At 34.9% G+C, this 12665-nt stretch carries 14 protein-coding genes and 4 tRNA genes; 17 read left to right on the forward strand and 1 reads right to left on the reverse strand.

Annotation, left to right across the window (positions count from 1 at the left end; all coding sequences use genetic code 11):
* The first annotated feature begins 107 nt into the window (after positions 1-107).
* The 4 genes from BLV35_RS02485 (at position 108) to BLV35_RS19435 (ending at position 3754) form a co-directional block, all read left to right on the forward strand.
* Entirely contained in the window at positions 108-1469 is a 1362-nt protein-coding gene (locus BLV35_RS02485; RefSeq protein ID WP_091084248.1) for a pyridoxal-phosphate dependent enzyme, read from the forward strand.
* A 146-nt stretch (positions 1470-1615) separates the two neighbouring features.
* Positions 1616-2098: a 3'-5' exonuclease gene (locus BLV35_RS02490; RefSeq protein WP_091084249.1), complete on the forward strand. Its 483-nt coding sequence runs from the start codon at positions 1616-1618 to the stop codon at positions 2096-2098.
* Positions 2099-2172: 74 nt separating this feature from the next.
* The gene (locus BLV35_RS02495) at positions 2173-3441 is read left to right on the forward strand and encodes a DUF2851 family protein (RefSeq protein WP_091084250.1); all 1269 of its coding nucleotides are present in this window, start codon (positions 2173-2175) and stop codon (positions 3439-3441) included.
* Between the two features lie 73 nt (positions 3442-3514).
* Positions 3515-3754, forward strand: coding sequence for a PspC family transcriptional regulator (locus tag BLV35_RS19435; RefSeq protein WP_074721373.1), 240 nt, complete (start codon positions 3515-3517; stop codon positions 3752-3754).
* A gap of 82 nt (positions 3755-3836) precedes the next feature.
* Here the strand turns inward: BLV35_RS19435 and BLV35_RS02505 are convergent, their stop codons facing one another.
* Entirely contained in the window at positions 3837-5288 is a 1452-nt protein-coding gene (locus BLV35_RS02505; RefSeq protein ID WP_091084251.1) for an amino acid permease, read from the reverse strand.
* A gap of 317 nt (positions 5289-5605) precedes the next feature.
* Between BLV35_RS02505 and BLV35_RS02510 the strand changes: the two genes are divergently transcribed.
* The 13 genes from BLV35_RS02510 (at position 5606) to rplK (ending at position 12659) form a co-directional block, all read left to right on the forward strand.
* Positions 5606-6493 (forward strand): ComEA family DNA-binding protein, encoded by an 888-nt coding sequence (locus BLV35_RS02510; RefSeq protein WP_091084252.1) that lies wholly within the window; start codon positions 5606-5608, stop codon positions 6491-6493.
* 182 nt (positions 6494-6675) lie between these two features.
* On the forward strand, positions 6676-7845 hold the full coding sequence (locus BLV35_RS02515) for an acyl-CoA dehydrogenase family protein (RefSeq protein WP_091084253.1): 1170 nt from the start codon (positions 6676-6678) through the stop codon (positions 7843-7845).
* Positions 7846-8100: 255 nt separating this feature from the next.
* The gene (gene rpsU / locus BLV35_RS02520; RefSeq protein WP_007137807.1) at positions 8101-8295 is read left to right on the forward strand and encodes a 30S ribosomal protein S21; all 195 of its coding nucleotides are present in this window, start codon (positions 8101-8103) and stop codon (positions 8293-8295) included.
* A gap of 77 nt (positions 8296-8372) precedes the next feature.
* Positions 8373-9266, forward strand: coding sequence for a tyrosine-type recombinase/integrase (locus BLV35_RS02525; RefSeq protein WP_091084254.1), 894 nt, complete (start codon positions 8373-8375; stop codon positions 9264-9266).
* Between the two features lie 37 nt (positions 9267-9303).
* The gene (gene hpf / locus BLV35_RS02530; RefSeq protein WP_091084255.1) at positions 9304-9606 is read left to right on the forward strand and encodes a ribosome hibernation-promoting factor, HPF/YfiA family; all 303 of its coding nucleotides are present in this window, start codon (positions 9304-9306) and stop codon (positions 9604-9606) included.
* 91 nt (positions 9607-9697) lie between these two features.
* Positions 9698-9771, forward strand: a tRNA-Thr gene (locus BLV35_RS02535).
* 47 nt (positions 9772-9818) lie between these two features.
* Positions 9819-9899 (forward strand) — tRNA-Tyr (locus BLV35_RS02540).
* A gap of 39 nt (positions 9900-9938) precedes the next feature.
* Positions 9939-10010: transfer RNA gene (locus BLV35_RS02545), tRNA-Thr, on the forward strand.
* A gap of 54 nt (positions 10011-10064) precedes the next feature.
* On the forward strand, positions 10065-11252 hold the full coding sequence (gene tuf / locus BLV35_RS02550; RefSeq protein WP_091084256.1) for an elongation factor Tu: 1188 nt from the start codon (positions 10065-10067) through the stop codon (positions 11250-11252).
* Positions 11253-11308: 56 nt separating this feature from the next.
* A tRNA-Trp gene (locus BLV35_RS02555) sits at positions 11309-11379 on the forward strand.
* A gap of 17 nt (positions 11380-11396) precedes the next feature.
* On the forward strand, positions 11397-11594 hold the full coding sequence (gene secE / locus BLV35_RS02560) for a preprotein translocase subunit SecE (protein WP_074722026.1): 198 nt from the start codon (positions 11397-11399) through the stop codon (positions 11592-11594).
* A gap of 8 nt (positions 11595-11602) precedes the next feature.
* Positions 11603-12154: a transcription termination/antitermination protein NusG gene (nusG, locus tag BLV35_RS02565; protein WP_074722024.1), complete on the forward strand. Its 552-nt coding sequence runs from the start codon at positions 11603-11605 to the stop codon at positions 12152-12154.
* Positions 12155-12221: 67 nt separating this feature from the next.
* Entirely contained in the window at positions 12222-12659 is a 438-nt protein-coding gene (rplK, locus tag BLV35_RS02570) for a 50S ribosomal protein L11 (RefSeq protein ID WP_091084259.1), read from the forward strand.
* Positions 12660-12665 lie beyond the last annotated feature (6 nt).

Consider the following 12665-nt stretch of genomic DNA (forward strand, 5'->3'; position numbering starts at 1 on the left):
GGAAGTAATGACGAACGCAATTTTGCAGAAGCAGGGATGTTTTCTAACAAAATACTATCTTTGCAAAAGTATTTATAACAAATTACAACTTTAAAAATTACAATTAAATGCAATACGCAGAAAATATACTAGGTACAATAGGTGATACACCGTTAGTGAAGTTAAATAAAGTCACTGAAGGAATAGACGCATTAGTGCTTGCTAAAGTAGAAACTTTTAATCCCGGTAATTCTGTAAAAGACAGAATGGCGGTAAAAATGATTGCGGATGCTGAGGCTGACGGGAGACTAAAACCAGGAGGAACTATTATTGAAGGGACTTCAGGAAATACAGGAATGGGACTTGCTTTAGTAGCGATTATCAAGGGATATAAACTGATTTGTGTTATCTCTGATAAGCAATCAAAAGAGAAAATGGATATCCTTCGTGCCGTTGGAGCAAAAGTTGTGGTATGTCCTACAGATGTAGAACCTACTGATCCTCGTTCTTATTATTCTGTTTCTAAAAGATTGGCGACTGAAACGCCAAATTCTTGGTACGTAAATCAATACGACAATCCATCGAATGCTTTGGCACATTACGAGCAAACGGGACCGGAGATATGGGAACAAACAGAAGGTAAAATCACTCATTTCGTGTCTGGAGTTGGTACTGGAGGAACAATTTCAGGTGTTGGAAAATACTTGAAAGAAAAGAATCCGAATATCAAGATTTGGGGAATTGATACCTATGGTTCAGTATTTAAAAAATACCATGAAACAGGGATTTTTGATGAAAACGAAATTTATTCTTATATAACAGAAGGAATTGGAGAAGATATATTGCCATTGAATGTAGATTTTTCTTTGATTGATGGTTTTACCAAAGTAACAGATAAAGATGCTGCAGTATACACGCGAAAAATTGCGCTTGAAGAAGGTATTTTCGTTGGGAATTCAGCTGGAGCAGCTATAAAAGGATTATTACAACTAAAGGAGCATTTCAAGCCGGAAGATGTAGTTGTTGTTTTATTTCATGATTCAGGAAGCCGTTATGTAGGGAAGATGTTTAATGATGATTGGATGCGCGAACGTGGTTTTCTTGAAGAAGAAGTTACAAAAGCCGAAGATGTAATCAAAGATCATATTGACAAGCCGTTAATTGTGGCTCGTACGGAAGAATTAGTTTCACATGCGATTGAAAGAATGCGTAAATATAAAATCTCACAAATACCAGTAATGGATATTACAGGATTTGTAGGTTCTCTTGATGAGTCTGACTTATTCCAAAGTTATGTACAAGATAAAAACTCAGCCGAAAGACCAATTCGGGAAATTATGGGTAATCCTTATCCGATCGTGCAACTGGGAACAACAATCGAAGAAGTTTCTAAATTGTTTACCAGAGATAATGCAGCAGTATTGATTGATTTAGGAAAAGGAAGACACCACATTATTACAAAATATGATATTATAGGTTCTATTAAATAGTTTTTAGTCCTGATAATTACAGTATACAAACCACGATTTTGACGAAATTAATTCGTTAAATTCGTGGTTTCTTTTTAATGATATATAGGTATTCTAATACCATATCGTAAATTTGAAGTTCTAACATATAACCTCTAGCTTTAAAAATGACTTTCACAGCAATAGATTTTGAAACAGCAACTGCATTTCACCCTTGTTCAGTGGGAATAGTAACAGTTGAGAATGGAGTCATAGTAGATGAATTTGTCAGTTTGATCAAGCCGCCAAATAATCTGTATTCTCCTTTTACAATTCAAGTACATGGAATTTATCCAAGGGATACGGTTAATGCCAAATCATTTACACAGGTATTTCCTGAAATCCAAAAACGACTCCAGAATAGAGTTGTTGTGGCGCATAATGAAAGCTTCGACAGGAATGTTTTGGTTAAATCAATGGCGCTATATGGCTTAAATTATGAGGATTTAAATTTGTCGCCTCGGTGGGAGTGCACTGTAAAAATATATAAAGCCAAAGGATTAAAGCCAACAAAGCTTAGTGATTGTTGCAGAACAATGAATATTCAATTGAATCACCATGAAGCTTTATCAGATGCTCGGGCTTGCGCCAAATTGTATTTATTGAGGTAGTTTTCGAAAGTTAATTGGAAGTACAAGTTGTTCGTTTTTTTATTACTTTAGTCTCTTAAATACAAGACTTTACGATGAAAGAAGATTTTCTACATTACCTCTGGAAATTTAAGAAGTTTGATACCCTAAATTTGAAAACTTCAAATAATGAGGAAATCACGATTGCTAATGTAGGCCAGTATTTAGAACTGGCGGGTCCTGATTTTTTTAATGCCCAAATTACAATAGGGGATCAAATGTGGGCTGGAAACGTCGAGATTCACTTAAAATCTTCTGACTGGTATGTGCATCATCACGAAAGAGATGCGGCATACGAAAACGTAATTCTACATGTAGTTTGGGAACACGATACCGAAATTTATAGAAAAAACAATACGGAAATTCCTGTTCTAGAGCTTAAGAAATATGTCGACCAAGATACAATAGCTAATTATCAGTCATTGATGTCGCCAAAGGCTTGGATTTTCTGTGAAAAGGAGTTAGCGGGTATTTCCCCTTTTGTTGTAAAAAACTGGCAGGAACGCTTGTTTTTTGAACGATTAGAGAGAAAGTCCAAACCTATTTTTGAACTGCTACAGCAAACCAATAATGATTGGGAAGCTGTTTTATTTTGTCTGTTGGCAAAAAACTTCGGATTAAATACGAACGGGGAAATCTTTCTGAAAGTAGCGAGTTCTATTCCGTTTTCAATTATAAGAAAAGAAAGTTTTGAGGTTGAAAATTTAGAAAGCTTGCTCTTTGGTAATGCAGGACTATTAGACGTTGAAAAGGAGGATAATTATTTTAAAGATTTAAAATTCAGGTATTACTATTTATTGCACAAATACCAAATAGAAAAAAGTAGTTGTAATCCCGTTCAGTTTTTTAAGCATCGCCCTGATAATTTTCCCACCATACGACTGTCACAATTGGCAAATTTGTATCATAGCAATCAGAATCTATTTTCGCAAATTAGCGAGATTACTTCGGTTAAGTCGATTTATGATCTTTTTCAGGTTTCGGCTTCTTCCTATTGGCAAGACCATTATCAATTTGATAAGGAAAGCCCAAAGAAAAAGAAAATGCTATCAAAGTCATTTATAGATTTGATTATTATAAATACCTTGATCCCAATTCAATTTGCTTATGCTAAAAGTAGAGGAGAAGAGATTGCCGAAGATTTAATTCAATTACTAAATGAAGTTGCGCCAGAGAAGAATGCTATTGTAGATAAATTCAGCTCATTTGGAATGAAGTCAGGAAGTGCTTTTGAAACGCAGTCGCTGCTGCAGCTTAAGAATGAGTATTGTGCTAAAAGTAAATGTTTAGAATGTGCCATTGGGATGGAGTTAATGAAAGGATAGTGTTTCTTATGTGCTTTAATTTCGAGAAATAATAAATTCGTACTTTTGTAAAGTAGAATATAAAAATAATGCAATGGGACAAAGTGTACCTAGAATAATAAAGCTTAAATATTTTTTTGAAAAGTATGGCTTCCATGTTTCATCGCGGCTTGCAGATAGTTTAGGAATGAGGGTAACGAGCGTAAGGCTGTTCTTTATTTACATTTCGTTTGTAACTGTAGGGCTGTGGTTTGGGGTTTATTTAACGCTAGCCTTTTGGATTAGGCTAAAGGATTTGATTCGTGCTAAGAGAACGTCTGTATTTGACTTGTAACAAAACTTGAAATAGTTATAAAGAAAAAGGGATGATAAAGTGTTTAAATACTTTGTCATCCCTTTTTTATATTAGAATAAATCTATTTATCAGGATTATTTAATTTACTGTGTTTTTTACCGTAAACAAAATACAGAGCAACACCAATAGCCATCCAAAGAACTAGTCGAATCCAACTTTCGTAAGGTAGAGAGTACATTAAATAAGTACAAACTAATACTCCTGCAATAGGAACATAAGGAACGAATGGAGTCTTGAAAGACCTAGGAGCATCTGGCATCTTTTTACGCATTACTAACACACCAATACATACTAACACGAATGCAAGTAAAGTTCCAATACTTACCATGTGTCCTAGGTCACTTACCGGTACGAAACCAGCAAATAAACTAACGAATACCATGAAGAAAAGGTTTGTTTTGTATGGAGTACGGAATTTTGAGTGAATTTGTCCAAATAAAGGAGGTAAAAGTCCATCTTTACTCATAGTATAGAAAACACGACTTTGTCCCATTAACATCACAAGCATTACAGAAGTATATCCCGCTAAAATAGCGACAATTAATCCTGTTTGAAGGAAAGAATACCCAGTTACCGCAAATGCTGTAGCAGCAGGTTTTGCATCACCAACAAATTTGTAATAAGGTACTAGACCAGTCATAACGTGAGCAAACAACACATATAGTATTGTACAGATAACTAATGAACCTAAAATACCAATAGGCATCCCTTTTTGAGGATTTTTTGCTTCTTGAGCAGCAGTTGAAACTGCATCAAAACCAATGAAGGCAAAGAAGACGGTTCCGGCTCCGGCAGCAATTCCAGACCAACCAAATTGACCTTTAATACCGGTGTTTTCAGGAATGTATGGAGAGTAATTTGCAGGGTCTATATAGTCCCAACCTAAAACAATAAACATAATTACAACAATAACTTTTAGCACCACTAATATATTATTTATAGAAGCAGATTCTTGAGTTCCTCTTATTAATAATAAGGATAGTGCAGATACAATTAAGATAGCAGGTAGGTTGATGTAACCACCGTCTATAATAGTTCCATCACCCAATGTTAATGTTTCCCAGGGGGAGCAGATAAATTTTGGGTTTAGATGTACGCCATATTTATTTAATAATTCGAGTAAGTATCGAGACCAGCTGACCCCAACGGTTGCGGCTCCCAAAGCATATTCAAGAACTAAATCCCAACCAATAATCCAAGCCATGAATTCTCCCATAGTTGCATAAGAATACGTATACGCACTACCTGCAACAGGTATCATTGAAGCAAATTCAGCATAGCAAAGTCCCGCAAAGGCACATCCTATGGCTGCTAAAACAAATGAAAGTGTAACTGCCGGTCCAGCATGTTCAGCAGCAGCAATTCCAGTTAAGGAAAATAAGCCCGCTCCGATAATCGCACCAACTCCTAGAGCAACTAGGGATCTTGAAGATAAAGTTCTTTTTAATCCTTTCTCATCTTCTGACGCTTCATTTAATAAAACCGAAAGTGGTTTTGTTTTCCAAATTGACATATATTTATTAGTTTTAGTATTAATAGCGCTCAAATGTATTATTTATTTTATAAAAAATAAAAGTTATTGTATAAATTAATAGCGAAATAAATTTGTAACAAAGGTTTCGTTTACTTTGGTTTTTCGGTCTTATGGATTTGTGAAATTTTAATTTGATTATTTGTGCAGTAATTAAGCGCTGATATTTAGATTATTATTTTTTTTCGGGAAGGATATTTCAAAAATTATTTTCTAAATTTATACTGTTAAAAACAGCGAGTAGTTAATTTTTAAATAATGAAAATGATCAAAATTCCTTTACATTTATTTCGGGCAAGATGTACTTAAGAGGTATTAAGAGCTATTTTGCGTTTTCCGCAGAACAGCGTACTGGTATTGTGATATTATTTACAATAATAATCATTTTGCAGTCAGTCTACTTTTTTGTGGATTTCAATACAACGCAATCAGTTTCTCCTAATAAAAAAAAATGGCTTGCGATGCAATCTAAGATTGATTCATTAAAAGAATTAAATCCAAAGTATATTGTAAAAATATATCCGTTTAACCCTAATTTTATAACCGATTATAAAGGATACAAACTCGGCATGTCTGTTCTTGAAATTGATCGGCTATTGGATTATAGAAAAGAAAATAAATATGTAAACTCTGCAAAAGAGTTTCAATCCGTCACTCAAATTTCAGATTCGTTGTTAAATGCTATAGCGCCTTATTTTAAATTTCCGGATTGGGTTAAAAACAAGATGAACAATAAGGGGTATGTTAAATATGAAAATAAGGCTTTCGCCAAAAAAGAAAAAGTAGCTTTAATAGATATTAATTTAGCAACACAAGAAGATCTTATTAAAATATATGGAATAGGAGAAGTAATTTCGCTACGGATTTTAAAATTAAAAGAAAGTCTTGGAGGATTTGTTTCTATGGAGCAAATGAATGATGTTTGGGGTTTATCTCCTGAAGTAGTGGAGAGTCTTAATTCGCATTTCAAAGTGTACGCTTTACCTTTGTTGCATAAAATAGATATAAATAACGCGTCTTTAAAGGAGATTTCGCAATTTTCCTATTTTAGATATGCACTGGCAAAAGAAATTGTGACCTATAGGAGTATGAACGGGGATATTAAGAATGTTGAGGATTTAATAAAAATTAAGGGGTTTCCTGTTGAAAAAGCAAATATAATTGCCTTATATTTGGACTTTAATTAGAAGTTTGCAATTAGCTAGTTTAAATTTTTTGAAAATCACTGCCGTATCATGGTTTTGTTGTAAGTGTTTTTCTTTAAACCGTGTGTGTTATTGTATAACTCTAGAAGAAAATTAAAACTGAAATATAGAGCGGCTGCTTTTTATTTCAATCACATCAATTTGTTAAAAATAATATTAGTTATATGAATTCAAGTTATTTCACAGAAGAACATCAATCATTTAGAGAGAGTTTAAAAGATTTTTTACAAAAAGAAGTGGTGCCTCATATTGAAAAATGGGAGAAAACGGGTAAAATTGAACGTTTCATATGGAAAAAGTTCGGGGAAATGGGCTTTTTCGGAATAAGGTATCCAGAGGCTTATGGAGGATTAAATTTAGATTTGTTTTATACCGTTATTTTTTTAGAAGAACTTCAAAAAATTAAGTCAGCTGGTTTTGCAGCGGCGATGTGGGCACATTCTTATTTAGCCATGACGCATTTGAACGCAGAAGGAGATGAAAGAATCAAGCAAGATTATTTAGTTCCAAGTATTTCTGGTGACAAAATAGGTGCTTTGTGTATTACAGAACCTTTTGGAGGTAGTGATGTTGCAGGTATGCGTACTACTGCTGTAAAAAAAGGAGATAAATACATTATTAATGGTTCTAAAACATTCATTACAAACGGTGTTTATGGAGATTATTATGTAGTTGCGGCAAAAACAAGTCCTGAGCTTGGAAATAAAGGAATAAGTATGTTTTTGATGGATAGTAACTTGAAAGGAGTTTCTGCTGTTAAACTTGACAAACTAGGTTGGAGGGCTTCAGATACGGGGGAAATTGCATTTGATAACGTAGAAATCCCTTTAGAGAATTTAATGGGAGAAGAAGGTAAAGGTTTTCCTTACATTATGCAGCATTTTGCTTTAGAACGTTTGATTATGGCTATAAATGCTCATGCAAGAGCTGAGTATGCAATTGAATATACTATAGGGTACATGTCGCAAAGAGAGGCTTTTGGAAGAACAATAGATAAGTTCCAGGCATTGAGACATACAATAGTAGAACATGCGACAGATGTTGAGCATTGTAAAGTGTTTAATTATGCTGCTGTAGCGCGATTAGATAAAGGAGAATATGTAGTGAAAGAGGCGACTATGGCTAAATTGAAATCTACAAAAGTGGCTGACGAAACAATTTATAGTTGTTTGCAAATGCTGGGAGGTTACGGTTATATGGAAGAGTATCCTTTAGCACGTTTATTAAGAGACAGTCGTTTGGGGCCAATAGGAGGCGGAACTTCGGAAATTCTTAAGGAGATATTGTCAAAAATGATAATTGATAATAAAAATTATAAGCCAGCGGTGGAGTAAAAGAGCTTTCAAAATAATATGAAGAGTCAATTTAGTTATTGGCTCTTTTTTTATGTGTGAAGGATAGCAGTGGAAATCCTTTTATGAAGCCTTGCGGAGTAAAAGATTGCAGCGGATAGCCTGACGGCAAACGAGGATTTATTTTGGAAATAAATTGTGTTTTGCCGGCACACCAAAAATAAATTAGCAATTGATGGCTGATAAGTCAAAATAATAACTACTTTTGCACACTTAACGAAAGGGGGTGTCAAAATTATGTTAATTATACCAATTAAAGACGGAGAAAATATAGATAGAGCATTAAAGCGCTATAAAAGAAAATTTGATAAAACAGGAACTGTTCGTCAGTTAAGAGCACGTACTGCTTTTATTAAGCCTTCTGTAAAAAATAGAATTAAAGTTCAGAAAGCAGCTTATATTCAAAACATGAAAGACAACTTAGAAAACTAAGTAATTTCTTTTTTGCAATAAATGCCGTTAGTCATTAAAGTTTTATAACTTTGATGCTAACGGTTTTTTTATTTTATATGGTGACCACTATAGATGCGTTTCGGGATTATCTACAAAAGGAGAAAAAGTATTCTCCACATACCGTAAGCGCTTATTTGAAAGATATAACCACTTTTCAGACATTCAATACCATTCATTTTGATCAAGAGAATATAGATCAGGTAAACTACGGCCAAATTAGGAACTGGATCGTATCGCTTGTGGATGCGGGGATGTCGAATGTTTCCGTTAATAGAAAGATGGCTTCCTTGAAGGCTTTCTATAGGTTTCTATTAAAGATAAAGCAAATAGAGATTAGTCCGCTGCTAAAGCATAAGGCGCTAAAAACAGCTAAGGTACTCCAGATTCCATTTTCTGAGAAGGAAGTGTCGGAGGTGTTAGGTAGTATGGGAAGTCCTGTGGGTTTTGAAGAAGTTAGAAATAAATTAATAATAGACTTGTTTTATACGACCGGAATTAGGCGAACAGAACTGATTCATTTGAAAATTAGTGATATTAGTTTTGCTAACAGTACAATAAAGGTTCTTGGTAAGAGAAATAAGGAAAGGATTCTGCCTATTTTACCTATTATATCAGAGCAGTTTTCTTTGTATCTTGACGAGAGGTCTCATATAGAAAGCATTAAGGATTTTGATTGTCTTTTTATTGCAAAAAAAGGGTTAAAATTAAATGATTCCTTTGTGTATCGGTTAATAAATTCTTACTTTAGTCCTGTCTCCGAAAAAGTAAAAAAAAGTCCGCATATTTTACGACATACATTTGCGACTCATTTATTAAATAACGGAGCCGATTTAAATTCAGTGAAAGAATTGTTAGGACATTCCAGTTTAGCTTCGACACAGGTTTATACACATAGTAGCTTGTCAGAGCTTAAGAAAGTGTATGAAGAGGCGCATCCGAGGAATAAGTAACGATTCAAAAAGTGTTTAACCATTAAAAAAATTGATTATGAAGGTAAATGTTCACGCAGTTAACTTTGCTGTTGACGGAAAATTAGTAGGTTATGTTCAAGAGAGAATGGATAAGTTGGAGAAATACTACGATAAGGTCGTTTCTGCAGATGTCTATTTAAAAGTTGAAAAGACAAGTGATAAGGAAAATAAGGTTGCTGAGGTGAAGATGAATGTCCCTGGTGATGATTTTATGGTAAAAAAACAATGCAAGACGTTTGAGGAAGCTATTGAGTTATCGGCTGAATCTTTGGAGAGATTGCTAGTAAAAAGGAAAGAAAAAATAAGAACATATATTTAATCGAAAATTTTTTTGAAAAAATGTTTTGATTGAGAGATAAAATCTATACATTTGCAGTCCGTTAGAAATAGCGGACTTTTTTATTGAATTTGCCAGCGTAGCTCAGTTGGCTAGAGCAGCTGATTTGTAATCAGCAGGTCGTGGGTTCGAGTCCCTCCGCCGGCTCAAAATAAAACTGAGGTTTTGATAAGTTGAAATGAAATAAAAAAAGAGGGGAGATACTCAAGCGGCCAACGAGGGCAGACTGTAAATCTGCTGTGTAAACTTCGCAGGTTCGAATCCTGCTCTCCCCACAATTTTAGATTTTTGAATCTAAAAGGAAAAAAAACTCTGCCGGTGTAGCTCAGGGGTAGAGTGCTTCCTTGGTAAGGAAGAGGTCTCGGGTTCAATTCCCGACATTGGCTCAAGTAAGTAAGAGATTGAAATTAAATATATAAATAGATTAAAAATTAAGTAAAATGGCAAAAGAAACCTTTAACCGTAACAAGCCCCACTTAAACATTGGTACAATTGGGCACGTGGATCACGGAAAAACTACATTAACTGCAGCGATAACTAAAGTGTTATCTGATGCAGGTTACTGTCAAGCAAAATCATTTGATCAAATTGATAATGCTCCAGAAGAAAAAGAAAGAGGTATTACAATTAATACATCACACGTTGAGTATGAAACTGCTAATCGTCATTACGCTCACGTTGACTGTCCAGGTCACGCGGATTACGTAAAGAACATGGTTACTGGTGCTGCTCAAATGGATGGTGCTATTCTTGTTGTAGCTGCAACTGATGGGCCAATGCCACAAACACGTGAGCATATCCTTTTAGGACGTCAAGTTGGTATTCCTAGAATGGTTGTATTCATGAATAAAGTGGATATGGTTGATGATGAGGAATTGTTAGAACTTGTTGAAATGGAAATTAGAGACTTATTGTCTTTCTATGAATATGACGGAGATAATTGTCCAGTTGTTCAAGGTTCTGCTTTAGGAGGATTGAATAACGATCCAGCATGGGTACCAAAAATCATCGAATTGATGGCTGCGGTTGATGCTTGGATTGAAGAGCCAATTCGTGATACTGAAAAACCTTTCTTGATGCCAGTTGAGGATGTATTTACAATTACTGGTCGTGGAACTGTTGCTACAGGTCGTATCGAAACAGGTATTGCTAATACAGGAGATGCTGTTGAAATCATTGGTATGGGAGCTGAAAAATTGACTTCTACTATTACAGGAGTTGAGATGTTCCGTAAAATCCTTGATAGAGGTGAAGCTGGAGATAACGTAGGTTTATTGTTGCGTGGTGTTGATAAAGAATCTATCAAAAGAGGAATGGTTATCATTAAGCCAGGATCAGTTAAGCCACACGCTACTTTTAAAGCTGAGGTTTATATCTTGAAAAAAGAAGAAGGTGGTCGTCATACACCATTCCATAATAACTACCGTCCACAGTTCTACGTACGTACAACTGATGTAACAGGTGTTATTACTTTACCAGAAGGTGTAGAGATGGTTATGCCAGGAGATAACTTAACAATCAATGTTGCTTTGTTAAGCCCAATCGCTATGAATGTTGGATTACGTTTTGCTATCCGTGAAGGTGGTAGAACTGTAGGTGCAGGTCAGGTAACTGAGATTGTAGCATAATTCTATAAATAATTACAAAACCAGTAACGCTTTGTGCTGTTACTGGTTTTTCACAAACGGGCGTAGTTCAAGGGTAGAATAGCGGTCTCCAAAACCGTTGATGGGGGTTCGAATCCCTCCGCCCGTGCAAAAAAATATATCATAATGGCAAAAATAATTAATTACATATCAGAATCATTTGAGGAATTAAAGTCAAATATGACTTGGCCAGAGTGGCCTGAAGTGCAACGTTTAACGATTGTTGTTGCTATTTTCTCAGTATTATTCGCTTTGGCAACATGGGGAGTAGATGAGTTTTTTGCGAAAGCATTAGCTGGATTTTTTAATTGGATAAAAGCCTAATTTTTGTGATGACAGATAATAATCTAAAAAAGTGGTATGTTGTTCGTGCGGTAAGTGGGCAAGAGAATAAAGTGAAAGCTTACATAGAAAACGAGATCTCTAGGTTAGAGATGGGTGACTATGTTTCTCAAGTTTTAGTTCCGACGGAAAAAGTAGTAACTGTAAAAGATGGAAAGAAATTAATCAAGGATAAAGTTTATTTTCCTGGTTATGTCATGATAGAAGCAAATCTGATTGGTGAAATACCTCATATTATAAAAGGTATTACTAGTGTTATTGGTTTTTTAGGTGAAACTAAAGGTGGCGAGCCAGTTCCGTTAAGACTTTCAGAAGTAAATAGAATGCTAGGTAAAGTAGATGAGTTAGCAGTAAATGCAGATACTCGTTCTATACCGTTCAATTTAGGTGAGACTATTAAGGTTATTGATGGACCTTTCAACGGTTTTAACGGTACGGTTGAAAAAATTAATGAAGAGAAGCGTAAACTTGAAGTAATGGTGAAAATTTTCGGAAGAAAAACTCCATTAGAATTAGGGTTTATGCAAGTTGAAAAAGTATAATATTTTGTTACATATAATATCCATTACAATCGCTTCCTAATGATTGTAGTGTTAAATTTTTTAAAAAATGGCTAAAGAAATTAGTAAAGTAGTTAAACTACAAGTTAAGGGAGGTGCTGCGAATCCATCGCCACCGGTTGGACCTGCTTTAGGAGCTGCTGGTGTAAACATCATGGAGTTCTGTAAGCAATTCAATGCTAGAACTCAGGATAAAGCCGGCAAAATATGCCCAGTACAAATTACTGTGTATAAAGACAAATCATTCGAATTTGTTGTTAAAACTCCGCCTGCAGCTGTTCAATTATTGGAAGCTGCGAAGCTAAAATCTGGTTCTGGTGAGCCTAATCGTAAAAAAGTAGCTAGTGTTACTTGGGAACAAATTAGAGCTATTGCTGAAGACAAAATGCCAGACTTAAATGCATTCACTATGGAGTCTGCAATGAGTATGGTTGCTGGAACAGCTAGATCTATGGGTATAACTGTATCAGGAGACGCTCCTTTTTAATTAAAA

The sequence above is a fragment of the Flavobacterium gillisiae genome (assembly GCF_900107635.1).
GTDB classification, from domain to species: Bacteria; Bacteroidota; Bacteroidia; order Flavobacteriales; family Flavobacteriaceae; genus Flavobacterium; species Flavobacterium gillisiae.

Bases quoted from the DNA above. Each gene is read 5' to 3' on its own strand.
- BLV35_RS02485 (WP_091084248.1), top strand. From the start codon at position 108: ATGCAATACGCAGAAAATATACTAGGTACAATAGGTGATACACCGTTA.
- BLV35_RS02490 (WP_091084249.1), top strand. From the start codon at position 1,616: ATGACTTTCACAGCAATAGATTTTGAAACAGCAACTGCATTTCACCCT.
- BLV35_RS02495 (WP_091084250.1), top strand. From the start codon at position 2,173: ATGAAAGAAGATTTTCTACATTACCTCTGGAAATTTAAGAAGTTTGAT.
- BLV35_RS19435 (WP_074721373.1), top strand. From the start codon at position 3,515: ATGGGACAAAGTGTACCTAGAATAATAAAGCTTAAATATTTTTTTGAA.
- BLV35_RS02505 (WP_091084251.1), bottom strand. From the start codon at position 5,288: ATGTCAATTTGGAAAACAAAACCACTTTCGGTTTTATTAAATGAAGCG.
- BLV35_RS02510 (WP_091084252.1), top strand. From the start codon at position 5,606: ATGTACTTAAGAGGTATTAAGAGCTATTTTGCGTTTTCCGCAGAACAG.
- BLV35_RS02515 (WP_091084253.1), top strand. From the start codon at position 6,676: ATGAATTCAAGTTATTTCACAGAAGAACATCAATCATTTAGAGAGAGT.
- rpsU (WP_007137807.1), top strand. From the start codon at position 8,101: ATGTTAATTATACCAATTAAAGACGGAGAAAATATAGATAGAGCATTA.
- BLV35_RS02525 (WP_091084254.1), top strand. From the start codon at position 8,373: ATGGTGACCACTATAGATGCGTTTCGGGATTATCTACAAAAGGAGAAA.
- hpf (WP_091084255.1), top strand. From the start codon at position 9,304: ATGAAGGTAAATGTTCACGCAGTTAACTTTGCTGTTGACGGAAAATTA.
- tuf (WP_091084256.1), top strand. From the start codon at position 10,065: ATGGCAAAAGAAACCTTTAACCGTAACAAGCCCCACTTAAACATTGGT.
- secE (WP_074722026.1), top strand. From the start codon at position 11,397: ATGGCAAAAATAATTAATTACATATCAGAATCATTTGAGGAATTAAAG.
- nusG (WP_074722024.1), top strand. From the start codon at position 11,603: ATGACAGATAATAATCTAAAAAAGTGGTATGTTGTTCGTGCGGTAAGT.
- rplK (WP_091084259.1), top strand. From the start codon at position 12,222: ATGGCTAAAGAAATTAGTAAAGTAGTTAAACTACAAGTTAAGGGAGGT.